Origin of the sequence: Sorangium sp. So ce887 (assembly GCF_051521455.1) — a bacterium.
Taxonomy (GTDB): domain Bacteria; phylum Myxococcota_A; class Polyangia; order Polyangiales; family Polyangiaceae; genus Sorangium.
This window is the reverse complement of record NZ_CP150354.1, coordinates 10,541,528-10,554,882: the sequence shown is the minus strand read 5'-3', so window position 1 is coordinate 10,554,882 and position 13,355 is coordinate 10,541,528. Positions and strand designations below refer to the sequence as shown.

The 13,355-nt window shown below is 71.8% G+C and carries 15 protein-coding genes; 7 read left to right on the top strand and 8 right to left on the bottom strand.

From position 1 onward, the window contains the following. Positions 1–224 precede the first annotated feature (224 nt). Together WMF36_RS39490 and WMF36_RS39485 are read left to right on the top strand one after the other, a co-directional pair. Positions 225–1,145 (top strand): hypothetical protein, encoded by a 921-nt coding sequence (locus WMF36_RS39490; RefSeq protein ID WP_437575993.1) that lies wholly within the window; start codon positions 225–227, stop codon positions 1,143–1,145. An 89-nt stretch (positions 1,146–1,234) separates the two neighbouring features. After that, entirely contained in the window at positions 1,235–2,431 is a 1,197-nt protein-coding gene (locus WMF36_RS39485) for a metallophosphoesterase (RefSeq protein ID WP_437575992.1), read from the top strand. 13 nt (positions 2,432–2,444) lie between these two features. Here the strand turns inward: WMF36_RS39485 and WMF36_RS39480 are convergent, their stop codons facing one another. Then, positions 2,445–2,912 carry a hypothetical protein gene (locus WMF36_RS39480; RefSeq protein ID WP_437575991.1) on the bottom strand — a complete coding sequence of 156 codons (468 nt, stop codon included), beginning with the start codon at positions 2,910–2,912 and terminating at the stop codon, positions 2,445–2,447. A gap of 370 nt (positions 2,913–3,282) precedes the next feature. On the opposite strand from WMF36_RS39480, the gene WMF36_RS39475 reads away from it, so the two are divergent. Next, a complete protein-coding gene (locus WMF36_RS39475; protein WP_437575990.1) occupies positions 3,283–4,653 on the top strand; it encodes an OmpP1/FadL family transporter in 1,371 nt (456 codons plus the stop codon). Positions 4,654–4,693: 40 nt separating this feature from the next. Here the strand turns inward: WMF36_RS39475 and WMF36_RS39470 are convergent, their stop codons facing one another. Beyond that, positions 4,694–5,482, bottom strand: coding sequence for a response regulator transcription factor (locus tag WMF36_RS39470; RefSeq protein ID WP_437575989.1), 789 nt, complete (start codon positions 5,480–5,482; stop codon positions 4,694–4,696). 59 nt (positions 5,483–5,541) lie between these two features. Here WMF36_RS39470 and WMF36_RS39465 point away from each other — a divergent pair, with 59 nt between their 5' ends. From WMF36_RS39465 to WMF36_RS39455, 3 genes are read left to right on the top strand one after another with little or no spacing between them, the layout of a single operon-like run. Then, the gene (locus WMF36_RS39465; RefSeq protein ID WP_437575988.1) at positions 5,542–6,603 is read left to right on the top strand and encodes a DsbA family protein; all 1,062 of its coding nucleotides are present in this window, start codon (positions 5,542–5,544) and stop codon (positions 6,601–6,603) included. Then, the gene (locus WMF36_RS39460; RefSeq protein ID WP_437575987.1) at positions 6,600–7,373 is read left to right on the top strand and encodes a 3'-5' exonuclease; all 774 of its coding nucleotides are present in this window, start codon (positions 6,600–6,602) and stop codon (positions 7,371–7,373) included. The genes WMF36_RS39465 and WMF36_RS39460 overlap by 4 nt, the downstream gene beginning before the upstream one ends. Positions 7,374–7,377: 4 nt before the next feature. Then, a complete protein-coding gene (locus WMF36_RS39455; protein WP_437575986.1) occupies positions 7,378–7,944 on the top strand; it encodes a hypothetical protein in 567 nt (188 codons plus the stop codon). A 39-nt stretch (positions 7,945–7,983) separates the two neighbouring features. On the opposite strand, the gene folK is transcribed toward WMF36_RS39455, so the two are convergent. The 6 genes from folK to WMF36_RS39425 all read right to left on the bottom strand — a co-directional run bounded on the left by folK (position 7,984) and on the right by WMF36_RS39425 (position 12,438). Then, the gene (gene folK, locus WMF36_RS39450; protein WP_437575985.1) at positions 7,984–8,481 is read right to left on the bottom strand and encodes a 2-amino-4-hydroxy-6-hydroxymethyldihydropteridine diphosphokinase; all 498 of its coding nucleotides are present in this window, start codon (positions 8,479–8,481) and stop codon (positions 7,984–7,986) included. A gap of 106 nt (positions 8,482–8,587) precedes the next feature. Continuing rightward, positions 8,588–8,953 carry a hypothetical protein gene (locus WMF36_RS39445; RefSeq protein WP_437575984.1) on the bottom strand — a complete coding sequence of 122 codons (366 nt, stop codon included), beginning with the start codon at positions 8,951–8,953 and terminating at the stop codon, positions 8,588–8,590. 84 nt (positions 8,954–9,037) lie between these two features. Next, the gene (gshB, locus tag WMF36_RS39440) at positions 9,038–10,000 is read right to left on the bottom strand and encodes a glutathione synthase (protein ID WP_437575983.1); all 963 of its coding nucleotides are present in this window, start codon (positions 9,998–10,000) and stop codon (positions 9,038–9,040) included. 92 nt (positions 10,001–10,092) lie between these two features. Beyond that, positions 10,093–10,977, bottom strand: coding sequence for an anti-sigma factor family protein (locus tag WMF36_RS39435; protein ID WP_437575982.1), 885 nt, complete (start codon positions 10,975–10,977; stop codon positions 10,093–10,095). Beyond that, positions 10,974–11,660 (bottom strand): sigma-70 family RNA polymerase sigma factor, encoded by a 687-nt coding sequence (locus tag WMF36_RS39430; RefSeq protein WP_437481701.1) that lies wholly within the window; start codon positions 11,658–11,660, stop codon positions 10,974–10,976. Before WMF36_RS39430 ends, WMF36_RS39435 begins: the two co-directional genes overlap by 4 nt. A 34-nt stretch (positions 11,661–11,694) precedes the next feature. Further along, on the bottom strand, positions 11,695–12,438 hold the full coding sequence (locus WMF36_RS39425; RefSeq protein WP_437575981.1) for a polyhydroxyalkanoate synthesis regulator DNA-binding domain-containing protein: 744 nt from the start codon (positions 12,436–12,438) through the stop codon (positions 11,695–11,697). A gap of 88 nt (positions 12,439–12,526) precedes the next feature. Between WMF36_RS39425 and WMF36_RS39420 the strand changes: the two genes are divergently transcribed. Continuing rightward, on the top strand, positions 12,527–13,333 hold the full coding sequence (locus WMF36_RS39420) for an ABC transporter ATP-binding protein (protein ID WP_437575980.1): 807 nt from the start codon (positions 12,527–12,529) through the stop codon (positions 13,331–13,333). Positions 13,334–13,355: the final 22 nt, after the last annotated feature.

Sequence of the window (13,355 nt, the reverse complement as noted above, 5' to 3'; positions counted from 1 at the left end):
AACGCGCGGCGCTCGGCGCGACACGGGCGTCATGCTTGCGCCAGGAGCTCCGGCAGGCGCGGCGCACCTGCGTTCCCGCCGTGCGCGCGGAGCATGCACCCTGACGTCCCAGGCCACCGGGGCATCGGTGCCCTGGAGAACACACGCCGGGACGGCACATTCTGTGGATGTCCGAGGGCGACATGATAAGCTCACTCCACTTGTTCTTTTCTCGTATTTCTGGAATGAGCTCACCCCGCACCGTTCTGCTCTGGGGTCTCGCGGCGATCTCGGCCTTCGCGGTCTCCGCGTGCGGGATGTCCGAGAGCGACTCCGCCGGTGGGATCACCCTGGGCGATGGGGCGGAGACATGGGGTGCCGGGGGTGCGTCGGCCGCATCGACTGGAGGGGGCGACGCACCCCCGTTCGCCAGCGGCGGCGGGGGTGGAGCCGTGGACGAGAGCGTCAACATTCCGGCGCCCGGGGGGTTGCCGGACCCCTACACGCGCTTCGCGCACCTGTGCGGCGACGGCTGCACGCCGGGGGGCGATCCGACCGAATGCTCGCCCAGCGACGGTGCAGGGTCGGGCACGGGCGGCCCCGTCGCGCAGCCGATGCATTGCCAGCTCGTGCTCGGCGAGGGCGACGCGATCCCGAGCTGCCGGCCGGTGGGCCGCTACCAGGCGGGCGGCCCGTGTCACCGGGGCATGGATTGCGCTGCCGGGCTGGGGTGCGCGGCAGCCGACGGGCAGGGCGGCGTGTGCCGGCAGTACTGTTGCGGCAACGTCGAGAGCTGCGCGGCTGGAACGTACTGCGATCAGCGTCCGATGGCCGAATCGCTCGCCGAGGGGAGCACCCCGCTTCCGATCCCGGTCTGCGTCCCCGCGGTGAGCTGCGAGCTCCTGGACGACAGCGTGTGCCCAGCGGGCCTGACCTGCACGATCGTCCGCGAGGACGGCACGACGAGCTGCGTTGTGCCCGGCGACGGGCGAGCCGACGATCCTTGTCCGTGCGCGCCCGGCTTCGTGTGCTCGATGCTGACCAACCAGTGCAAGCAGCTCTGCCGGATCGACGGGAGGGCGCAGGACTGCGGCATGAACGCCAAGTGCCAGGGCGGCAGCACCATCTACCCCCCTGGGTTCGGCGTATGTGTCAGCACGTCGTAGCCGGGGTCGCTTCGTAAAAAAGTGTTGGCGTGTCCGGCTCCGGCGTGAATCGAGCGGCGAGCGCGCGCTGCCGTGGTCATGCTGGACCCGTGCAGCGTCCCCTTCTCTCCTTCGTCCTCTTCATCGGCATTTTCAGCGCCATCGTGGCAGGCGTTCACTACTACCTCTGGCAGCGCCTGATCCGCGCGCCCGAGCTCGGTCCGCTCTGGCAGCGCGCCGGCAGCGTGGCCCTGGTGGTGCTCGCGGTGCTGGTGCCGGTCGGCCTCTTCGTCACCCGCGCGCTGCCCCGGCACATCGGGGGCATCGTCGCCGGCGTCGTCTACACGTGGGTCGGGCTCGCCGTCCTGCTCTTCTTCCTCCTGCTCACCTCGGAGTTCGTTCGCCTCGGCGCCCATGGCGTCACGGCGCTCCTGAACCAGCCGCTCGACGGCGAACGCCGGACGTTCCTCTCTCGCGCCATCGCGGGCACGGCCGGAGCGCTCGCCGCGGGCTTCGGCCTCGCCGGCGTCGCGAGCGCCCTCGGCGAGGTCGCCGTCCGTCCGGTGCGCGTCCGCCTCCGCCGCCTCCCCGGGGCCATGTCGGGCTTTCGCGTCGTCCAGCTCACCGACCTTCATATCGGTCCCACGATCGGGCGCGAGTGGCTCGAGCGCGTCGTTGCGCGGGTGAACGCCCTCAAGCCGGATCTCATCGCGATCACGGGGGATCTCGTCGACGGCTCCGTCGAGGAGCTCCGCGAGCACACCGCTCCGCTCGCCGATCTGCGCGCCAGGCACGGTGTCTTCTTCGTGACGGGCAACCATGAGTATTACTCCGGCGTCGAGGCGTGGATCGCGGAGCTCGGCCGGCTCGGCGTGCGGGTGCTTCGCAACGAGCGCGTCTCGATCGGCGACGGCGATCACAGCTTCGATCTGGCCGGCGTCGACGACTGGAGCTCCCGCGGCATGGGCGGCGACCATGGCCCCGACCTCGCGCGCGCGCTCGCGGGGCGGGACCCTTCTCGCGAGCTCGTGCTGCTCGCGCATCAGCCCAAGCAGATCCGCGAGGCCGCGGAGCGGGGGGTGGGCCTCCAGCTCAGCGGGCATACCCACGGCGGTCAGATCTTCCCCTGGGGGCTCTTCGTGCGGATCGACCAGCCCTACGTCGCCGGGCTGTCCTCGCACGGCGCGAGCCAGATCTACGTGAGCCGCGGGACGGGCTACTGGGGTCCGCCGATGCGCGTCGGCGCGCCGTCCGAGATCTCGTTGATCGAGCTCGAGGGCGCCGCGGTGACGGAGGCCTTGGCGTAGCGCGACCGGGCGCTCACGGGAGCGGGCGCGCCGGGTCCTTCTTGCAGTTGATGACCGCCGCCGGGTAGCTGCTCGGATCGGTGATGCGATCCATGGCGAAGGTCGAGCCCCTGAGATCCAGCTGGACCGGCCTCGCCGCGGTGCCGGTCACATCACCACAGACGAAGTCGGCGGGTGCGCAGAGCGTGCCGGCCAGCGTGATGGTGGCCTCGAGCTCGCTGCCCGAGAAGGGGTTGGCGTTGCCCGGCACGACGATCGTGGGCAGCTCCGCGGTGAACGTGCCGTCCTCGGACAGCTCGTAGGGGCCCACGTCGAACGGCGAGCCCGTGGGCGTCCGGCGATCGGCGGACTCCAGCGGCTGGAACGTCATTGAGAAGCTCAGGCCGCCGTCGCTCGCCTCGGTGGTCAGGCTGGCCACGAAGACGATAGGCGCCTGCGGGTCGAGATACACCGATAGGTTGAAGAAGAAATCGCCGTCCACGGCGCCTGCCTCCGGCAGGCAGCCGTCCCCACCGCCACTCCCGCCGCCACCGCCAGTTCCGTCGCCGCCGCCGCCACCGTCGCCGCCGGCATGGCTTTCACGGATCGCTGTATCGCGAGCTTCGAAGTCATGGAATCTGCCCCCCGGGTCGGCGCATCCGATGAGGAGCGCAGCGGATGCGAAGCAGGGGAGCGCAGCGGATGCGAGCGTTGTCCGGGTGGAGCGGGAGAAAAGCATTTGACACCGTGCAAGAGGTGACATTTGACTTGAGCGGGTCGAACATCCCGCGACCTGGCAGGTGATGCAACCCTACCACGCAGGGTCTGTCGCAGGCGCCGTATTCCTCCCCCCAGAATCGAGAACACCGGCAATGCCCATCAACCGCCACTGTCTCGCGCTCTCCGTCGGCCTCCTCGGCGGCCTTGTCTGGACCGGGCCTGCGCTCGCCGGCGGCTTCGCGACCGCGCGGTTCGGCGGTGAGCACGGCAACCCGATCACCAGCAATCCGACCGCGGTCTACTACAACCCCGCTGGCATCGCCGAGAGCGAGGGGATTCACCTGTTTCTGGACGGAAATCTGGCGCTGCGCGCCGCCTCCTACACACACACGCAGGCGGCGTCCGATGACGTGACGGTGCCGGAGGCGAACACGGGGGAGGCGAGCCTGTTCAACCTGGCCGCCTCGCCGATGCTCGGCGCGTCGGCCAGGCTCGGCGACCTGGCGCTCGGCGCCGGCGTCTACGTGCCCTTCGGCGGCGCGGCGTCCTGGGACACGAACAGCGCCTTCGAGGAGAATGGCGAGCTCGCCGGGCCGGTCGACGGGGTGCAGCGCTGGCATTCCATCGAGTCCTCGCTCCAGGCGATGTTCTTCACGCTGGCCGCCGCCTACAAGATCCCGGCGCTCCCGCTCAGCCTCGGCGTCTCGGGGAACCTGATTCGGGCTCAGGTGAGGACCGTGCGCGCCCGCAACGCCTCCGGCGACAACGCCCTTGCGACCGAGGGGCGCTCGCTGCTCGAGGTGAGCGGGCTCCACGCGAGCTTCGGCGTCGGCGCGTTGCTCGAGGCGATGCCGGAGAAGCTCTGGATCGGCGCGTCGTACCAGTCGCGGCCGAACGTCACGGGGGGAGAGACGCTCGAGGGCACGCTCACCAACCGCTTCAACGGCGTGTCGAGCGGCGCGACCGACGTCGAGCTGCACCAGGACCTGCCCGACATCGTGCGGCTCGGCGCCCGCTTCGTCCCGGCGGAGCGCCTCGAGGTCCGGCTCTTCGGCGACTGGACGCGCTGGAGCTCCATGGAAAACCAGTGCCTCACCCAGGTCGGCGCGGCGTGCGAGATCCGGAGCGACGGCTCCGCCGCCGACCCTGCCACCGTGGTGCAGAACATCGTCCGCCGCTGGCGCGACACGTTCGGCGTGCGCGCGGGCGTCAGCTACTGGCCGCAGCCTGCGATCGAGCTCCTCGGCGGCGTCGGGTACGACTCCAACGCGGTTCCGGACGACACCCTGGATCCCTCGGCCACCGATTTTCACGATGTCTCGTTCGCCGTGGGAGGACGCTTCCAGGTCGCGAAGCAGCTGCACCTCGGGGCGTCGTACACGCACCTGTTCTACGTCAGCCGGGACACCACCGGGAAAGGCATCACCGCGGGCCTTTCGGGCAACTCGCGGGCTCCCGACTCCGGCGGGCTCTACACGCAGACCATCGGCGTGCTCAACCTCAACGTGGATGTCGGCTTCTGAGCGCGCCGGGCGTCGCCGCGGAGAGGCGCGGCGACGCCCTTCAGGGCGCGCTGCGCCGGGTCCGGCGGAGCAGGCTGAAGATTCGCGCCCCCAGCTCGGGGGCGCGGAACGGCTTCACCATGTAGTCGTCGGCGCCGCTGGCGAAGGCGTGGACCATGTCCTGCGACGAGGCGTTCGCCGTCAGGAAGAGGACCGGCAGATGGCGGAGCTCGGGCTCCTGCCGCAGCGTCCGGCAGAGCTCGATGCCGGTCATCCTCGGGAGGTTCCAGTCGAGGACCACGAGGTGGAACGGCGAGCTGCGGACCCGCTCCAGCGCCTCCTCCGCGCTGGCGACGGTGACCACGGCCAGCCCGACCGCCTCTAGCATCGTCGTCAGCATCTCGCGGATCTGCGGATCGTCGTCGACCACGAGGATCCGCGAGCCCTTGCCTTTCAGCCGAGGGGGCGAGGGGACCTGGCCCGTCGCGCCGGCGCCCTGGATGCCGGGCGGCGCGGCGGGCTGGACCTCGCCCCCGGCGCGGAGGAGCGCCGCCGCGTCGGTGTCGGGCATGGAGCCGGGGCGGGGCGCCTCCGTCCGCGCGAAGTCGGCGAGGCGGCGCCAGTCGCGCGGCTCGAACGTGAGCCGCGCCCCCTCGGGCGAGACGGAAGCGCACGCCGCGGCCGACGTCGCGCGGCGGTTTTCGCCCAGCTCGAAGATGGCGAGCACCCACTCGCCATCCGCGACGACCTCCCCCGCGGGCAGCCCGAGCTCGAGGTCGCCCTCCTCCGGGTCGCCCACGATTTGCTCGAACTGTTGCAGATCCGGGAAGCGGTAGAGGACGCTCCGCACACCTTGACGCTACACCCGCGCTAGCATCTCGCAAAGGGTCCGACTAAGCTCGCGCCGCGATGTCATTCCTGCGCTGGATGCCGCCGGTCCTCGCGTTGCTTTCGATCGGCGCCACGGGTTGTCCTGGGAACTCCGGCTCGAGCGAGCCCAAACCGGCCCCGAGCCCCGAGGTGTCGGTCTCGCTTTCCGGTGTGGACACCTCCTCGCTCACGCCCCGCGAGCGTCGAGAGTGGGCCGCCCAGGTCTCCGAGCTCCTCTCCCCCTGCCCGGACACGCCCGTGAGCATTGCGCAGTGCGTGAAGGAGCAGCGCCCCTGCAAGGCGTGCCTCCCTGCCGCGCAGCTCCTGCTCAAGCAGGTCAAGGAGGGCCGGTCGAAGAAGGAGCGCGAGGAGGCGTTCCGCATGCGCTTCGACGCGAGCAAGATAAGGACGCTCGCGACCGACGGCTCGCCGGAGATGGGGCCGCCCGACGCGCCGATCACGATCGTCGAGTGGGCCGACTTCGAGTGCCCGTTCTGCCGGCTCATGTCGCCGCTGCTCGAGGGGCTCGTGAAGCGCTTCGACGGGCAGGTGCGGCTGGTCTTCAAGTTCTACCCGCTCGCGGCGCACGTCCACGGCGAGTCCGCCGCGCGCGCGGCGACCGCCGCGCTCAACCAGGGCAAGTTCTGGGAGATGCACCACCTCATCTTCGAGAACCAGGACAAGCTGGAGCAGGCCGACCTCGAGCGTTACGCGCAGCGGCTCAAGCTCGACATGGTGAAGTTCCGCGCCGACCTCGTCTCGCCCGAGACCAAGGCGCACATCGAGAAGGACAAGAAGCAGGCCGAAGAGGTCGGGCTCGAGGGGACGCCGCTCGTCTTCATCAATGGCCGCGAGGTCGACCTGCAGCTCCTCACGAACCCGGGCGACGACCTCGAGTCGTGGGTGAAGCTCGATCTGGAGCTCCTCGGCAAGGAGCCGCGGCCCGCGCCGCCGAAGCCGGCCGACGCGCCTGCCTCCGGCAGCACGACCCCCACCGGCAGCGCGATCCCCGCCGCCAGCGGCAGCGCGCCGGCAGGCAGCGCGGCGCGCCCCGCGGCCTCCGCCGGGCCCGCTCAGCCCGCTCAGCCGAGGAAGCCTTGAAGGTCGCCGACCCGTGCGGCTGCTTCCCGACGGGCCGGCACTACCCTGGGATCGCGCATCTCCTCAAGGTGCGCGCCATCGGCGTCGCCTCCGAGATCGACGCGGGCAGCGCCTGGATCGATCAGCCCATCGCCTTCATCGACGTCGAGACGACGGGGCGCGATCCGGCGGGTGACCGCATCATCGAGCTCGGCATCGTCATCGGCCGCGCCGGGGAGATCCTGACGCGCTACAACTGGCTCATCCATCCGGGGCGGCCGATCCCGGCGGAGAGCACCGCGATCCACGGGATCAAGGACGCGGACGTCGAAGGCAAGCCGTCGTTCGCCGAGGTCGCCGAGGAGATCCTCGCCTGCTTCAAGGGGATGATCCCCGCCGCGTACAACGCCTCCTTCGACCGCTCGTTCCTGCTCGCCGAGCTCGAGCGCGTGGGCATGCGCCCGCGCGAGCCGCCGCCCGCCATGCGGCGGGAGGTCGACTGGATCGATCCGCTCACGTTCGCGCGCGAGCTCTACAAGAACGAGGAGAGCCGCGCCCTCGGCGACATGGCCGCGCGGCTCGGGATCACGCTGGACAAGGCGCACCGCGCGACGGACGACGCCGAGGCGGCGCTGCAGGTCCTGTACGCGCTGGCGAAGGATCCGCGGGTGCCCCGCGCCTACGGCGGCCTGATCCAGGAGCAGCGGCGCCTGGTCCGCCTGCAGGACGAAGCGCGAAAGCTCTGGCGGAAGGCTCCTGCCGCGGCGCCGCCGACCTCGAAGCCCAGCTGACGCCATGGTCGACGGGCCGAAGCGGCGCCTTCCGGTCGTCGGCAGCGGCGCGCCCGGCGCGGCGCCTCCCCGCGGCGGGACGGGAGGGCCGGAGAAGCGCAGGCTCCCGGTGCTGCAGAGCAGCGGCGATGACGAGGGCGAAGAGCGCCCGCCGTGGCACTGGATCGCGCTCGGCACGGTGGCGACGTTCATCGCGTGGCTGCCGCTCGCGGGGCTCGCGAACACGCTGCTGCGCCGGATGATCGAGCGCGCGGGAGACGCCGGGGCGCAGGGCTCGGTGCGGCTCGCGATGGTGGGGCTCAACGCGCTTGCGTTCGCGCTCGCCGGCGTCGCCGGGGGCTACCTCGTGGGGCGGTTCGGCGGGCGCGCCGGGCGGCGCGAGGCGGCCGCGAGCGGGGCGGTGGTCGCGGCGCTCGCCTGGGCGCTCGCCCTCGCCCAGGGCGCGCCGGCGGGCGCGCTCGGTTGGGCGCTGCTGCTCGCCGTCATGGTCGCGATCGGCAGCGCGGCGTCGTACGCCGGCGGCCGCGCCGGCCTCCGGGCCCGCTCCGCCGGAGCGCCTCGCTCGAGCTGAGCGTCGCGCCCCGCGCAGCCGCGGCGCGCGGCGGGCCGTTCAGATCGGATCGAGCCGGCGAATGGGCGCGCTCGCCTCGGGGAGCGAGGCGTACGCGACGGCGGTGCGCGGATCGCGCGCGTCGGGGGCGACGTCGAGCAGCGGCCTCAGCGCGAAGGCGCGCTCGCAGAGCCGCGGGTGCGGCACCACGAGATCCGGCTCAGCGACCGTTTCGCCCTCGATCCAGAGCAGGTCCAGATCGATCGTGCGCGGACCCCACCGCACCGGATCGGGGCGCGTCCGCCCGAGCGAGCGTTCCACGGCGAGCGTGCGCTCGAGGATCTGGCGCGCGGGGAGCGAGGTGGCGACGAGCACCGCGGCGTTCACGTAGTCGCCCTGCGGCGGGCCGCCTGCGGGCGGCGACTCGTAGCGCGACGACTCGCGGATCACGTCGAGATCGCGATCGGCGCCGAGCGCCTCGATCGCCGCGCGGAGGGTCGCCAGGCGATCGCCCAGGCTCGATCCCAGCCCGATGACGACGCGTCGGTGGGACGTCATGGCGAGACCCTACCACGCCGCTTCCGGCGGCTCGCGACACCCCGCGCCGCCGGCGATCGCCGCGCCGCGGATCGGCGCGCGCCGGGCGCCGGCGCGACCTTCGCCATCACTCCGCTGGATCCGTCGTGCGGCGACCCACGCCGAGCCGCCTGCCTTCCGGCCGCGGGGGAAAGACGCGCCGATCGTCGGGGTTCCGGCGCGGGATGGGCGAGCGTCGCTCGATGGACGCATCGCGCGGTGACGGCTGCGCGCCGCGCTTGAGCCCCACGAAGAGCTCGCGCATCTCCTCGAACGTCTCCGGCATGGCGGCGGCCACGGTCGCGGCGTGCGTCCGGCACAGGCTCAGCGAGCGTCCCTGGATGACGACGCGCGCCATCCGCGGCCTCGCGCGAGGATCCCCGGGCGCACCGCGCTCCCGATCGCCCAGCTCGCCGTCCTCGCATACGGCACATCGCTCGAATGAGTCGCCCATGGGGGAGCCTTCGCAGACCCGGGGCCCCCGGGCCAACTTCCGGCACTGCGGCGGGTCACGGCGTGGGGCGGGTCACGGCGCGGGTCACGCGCGGCCGGCTCGGCCGCGCGCCCGCTCCTCGGCCCAGGCGATCACCGTGTCCGCGGGATCCACGCCGGTGAAGCGCCCGAGCTCCTGGATGCCCGTCGGGCTCGTGACGTTCACCTCGGTCAGGCGCTCGCCGATGACGTCGAGGCCCACGAAGTGGAGGCCGTCGGCGCGCAGGCGCGGCGCGACCGCGCGGACGAGCTCGAGCTCGCGCGGCGTCAGCTCCGTCGAGACCACGCGCCCGCCGACGTGGATGTTCGAGCGGTGATCGTCGTCGCGCGGCACCCGGAGGATGGCGCCGAGCGGCTCGCCGTCGAGCAGGAGGACGCGCTTGTCGCCCTCGACGACGGCGGGGAGGTACTCCTGGATCATCGCGAGGCGGTGCCCCTCGCTCGTCATCATGTCCGCGATGGCGCGCGCGTTCTTGTCGCGCTCGTTGATCTGCAGGACGCCGAGGCCGCCCGCGCCGTCGAGCGGCTTGATCACCGCCAGGCCGCCGAGGGCGCGCACGAACGCGTGGATCTGCTCGCGGTCGGCCGTGACCAGCGTCCTCGGCGTCCACTCGGGGAAGTTCAGCGCGTAGAGCTTCTCGTTGGCGTCGCGCAGCCCGCGCGGATCGTTGACGATGAGCGGGCAGCGCCGCGCGCGCTCCAGGATCAGCGTCGCGTACAGGTAGCTGCGATCGAACGGCGGGTCCTTGCGGATGAAGATCGCGTCGACGTCCGCGAGCCGGAGCCTGCGCGTGCCCCCGGCGAGGTCCAGCGAGATGAACGGGGGCGCGTCGCCGATGATCACCGGGGTCGCCGAGGCGTGCGCCTCGCCGCCCTCGATCGAGAGGTCGCGCGGCAGGCAGTGGTAGCTCTCGTGGCCGCGCGCCTGCGCCGCGCGGATGAAGGCGAACGACGTGTCCTTGTCGTGCGCCACGCGGCTCAGCGGATCCATGACGAAGACGAAGCGCATGCGGTCTCTCGCGGGGTGGGGGTGTCGAGGGGAGGGGCCGGGAGGGGAGGGCCTGGAGGGCAGGGCCGAAGCGCCCGCTCGCGCGGGCGCGCTCACTGCATCGCAGCGAGGACGAGCTGCGTGCTGAGGTCGTCGCCGAGGTCCGAGGCGAGCGCGTAGCCGACGCCGCTGTGCTCGGCGGCGACGACCGAGTAGCCGTTGATCTTGCCCACGTAGACGGGGCGCTCGCGCACGACGCGCGCCTTCAGGATCGGCTGCGCCTTCTGCACCGGGACCGCGCGCGAGTTGAAGAGGTAGACCGTCACGCGGTGGTTGCCCTTCACGACGTACTGGAGCAGGGCGGCGCGCCGATTGCGCATCGTGTGCACGCGGGCGCCCATGAAGTTCGCGTGCATCGACTGGAACTCCGGCCTGCGGACCGGCACGCCGACGAACGGATCGAAGCGCGGCAGGTCGGCCGGGTCGGTCGTCTCCGGCGGGAGCGGCTGCGCGTGCTGCATGACGAGGTCGTCGAGCAGGACCTCGACGCTCTCGCCGCGCGCGACATCGACGTCCAGCTTCGTGTCCACCTTCGCCATGTCCGCGGGGGCGACGGTCCGCTGCCGCGTCACGCCCACCATGAACACGACGCCCGCCGCCACGGCGAGCGCGGCGGCGTACCCCTTGTGCACGAGGCGCGGCCTCGCATCGGCCGCCTGCGCAGCCTGCGCCGCCTCGCGCGCCGCGCCGCGCGCGTGCTCGTGCGCCATCGCCGCGGCGACGCGCGCCCGCAGCACGTCCGGACATGCCGCCGGCTTCGCCCGCCTCAGGCTCCCCCGCAGCGAGCGCAGCAGCTTTACCTGCTCGAAGCACGGAGGACACTGGACGAGGTGGGACTCGAGGTCGAGCGCGTGGTCCGGATCCAGCTCGCCGTCGGCGTAGGCCGACAGCGCGTAGTCGAACCGCGCACAGCTCTCGATCGACTTCGCGGCGCTCATGCGACACCCCGCTTCCGCTTGCGGTACGCGTCCAGATCGGCAGGCGCGTCCTTCGCCGTGTCGGCGCTGACGATGCCCATCAGGATCGCGTGCTCGCGCAACGTCTTCTGGAGGAGCTTGCGGCCGCGGTGCAGCCGCGACATCACCGTGCCGATCGGGCACCCCATCGCCTCGGCGATCTCCTTGTAGGAGAGCTCCTCGATGTCCGACAGCACCACCGCGAGGCGGAACTCTTCGGGCAGCTCGTCCAGGGCGCGCTGCACCTCCGCCTCGACGAGGGGCGTGAGCGCCTGGGTCTCCGGATCGCGCATCGCACGCATCGTCGTCGCCCCGACCCACCCGTCGGTGAGCGGCTCGGCGTCGGGCCCTTCGAAGATGCCCCGCTCGAGGCCCCCGCGGCGGTACCGGTTGATGAACGTGTTCGTCAGGATCCGCAGCAGCCAGGCCTTGAGGTTGGTTCCGGGCTCGAACTGATCCCGGGCGCGCATCGCCTTGACGATGGTGTCCTGGACCAGGTCTTCCGCCTCGGTCGAGCTCTTGGTCATCCGGCAGCTCACGCCGTAAAGCGTGTCCAGATGACCGAGGAGCTCGACCTCGAAGGCGTCAGCGCGGCCTCCCTCGCTGCTGGCCAGCGACAGGTCCTGCGCTACGGACGCAGGTTTCTTGCTGAAGAAGAACGGCATAGGCTCGACGGGGGGAACAGGGGAGCGGTCAGGGCTATTCCAGCCTGCTCTCGCCCCCCTGACCCTCGCCCGCGGATTCGTCCGCGGCAGAGCCAGCCTGGAGAGGAGCGGCGCCCTCGGTAGGTTCACCGCTGTGTCCCTGGAGCTTCGCCTCCAGCTCGTCAATGCGCTGCGATAGGCGCTTGACATCGGACTGAAGATCGCGGACCAGGCCGAGCCCCGGAAGGATGGCGCGGATGCGCTCGTCGACGGCCTGCTGCCATTGATCGAGCGTCTGCTTCGAGCTCTCGACGATCCCGCTCAGGCGCCCCTTCGCGTGGCTCGACTTGTCGGCGTCGAGCGGCGGGGGCGGCTGCGACGGCGACGCGGACGCCGCCGCGGGCTCCGGCGCGGAGGCCTGCACCGTACCCGGCGCTGCCGCCCCGCCCTCCCCGGGGACCGCGCCGGGGATCAGCCGGCCGATCGGGCCCTCGCGCAGCTGCGAGAGCAGCCGTTCGCCACGCTCCTGGATCAGATCCCTCAGCGTGCCGAGCGGAACCGAGCGCGGCTGCGATTTGAGATCTTCCGAGATGATCAGCGCCAGCGTGACCTCGGTCTTGTCCTCCTTGGTCGCGTTGTCGATGATCTGGACCTCTTCGCCAGCCCGGACCATCTCCCCGATTTGCTGCAGGGTGACGTAACGACTGTCCTTCGTGTCGTAGAGCTTCCGATTGGAGTAGCGCTTAATAACGCGACGCGGTACCTCGCCGCCTCCCAGAGTCTCCTTCGCCGTTTCCATCTCCTCTACGCCTCGAGATCGATTGGACCACCGCTAGAAACCTCGCGCAAGGGAAGATCACTCGATATCACTCGATAAATCAGACGACGTGCAGGAGCCGGCGATCGAGCTGCGAGACGTGGCCGCGAGCTATCCCACCGGGCGGATGGCGCTGGAGGGGATCAGCCTGGAGGTGCGCGCGGGCGAGCTCTGCGCCGTCCTGGGGCCGAACGGCGCGGGCAAATCGACGCTGGTCCGGGTCCTCTCCGGGGCCCTGCGGCCGGCGCGGGGTGGGGCGACCCTGCTGGGGAAGCCCCTCGACGCCATGGACCGGCGGGCGATCGCGCGGTGCGTGGCGGTCGTGCCGCAGGGGATCGCCTCGGCGCCCGGCTTCACGGTGCGGGAGGTCGTCATGATGGGCCGCGCGCCCCACCAGGGCGCCTGGATGCGCCCCTCCGGCCGGGACGAGGAGGCGGTCGCCCGCGCCCTCGGCGCCTGCGATCTCGTGGAGCTCTCGGGGCGGCCCGTGGCCGAGCTCTCCGGGGGCGAGCAGAAGCGGGTCGCCATCGCGCGGGCGCTCGCGCAGGAGGCGCAGGTGCTGATCCTCGACGAGCCCGGGGCCCACCTCGACATCCGCCACTCGATCGAGATCCACGAGGTCGTGCGCCGGGAGGTCGCCGAGCGGCGCCTCGCCTGCGTCGCGGTGCTGCACGACCTCAACGCGGCCGCCCAGTACGCCGACCGCGTGGCGCTCCTCAAGGCCGGGCGGCTGGTCGCGCAGGGCACCGTCGAGGAGGTGATGACCTACCGCCGGCTCAGGGACGTGTTCGAGGCGGAGCTCTACGTCGGGGTGAACGAGCTCGACGGCAGCCGGTACTTCCTCCCCGTCCGGGGCGCGAGCGAGCCGCGGGGGTAGGGAGGAATCTCCGCGGGGCGGC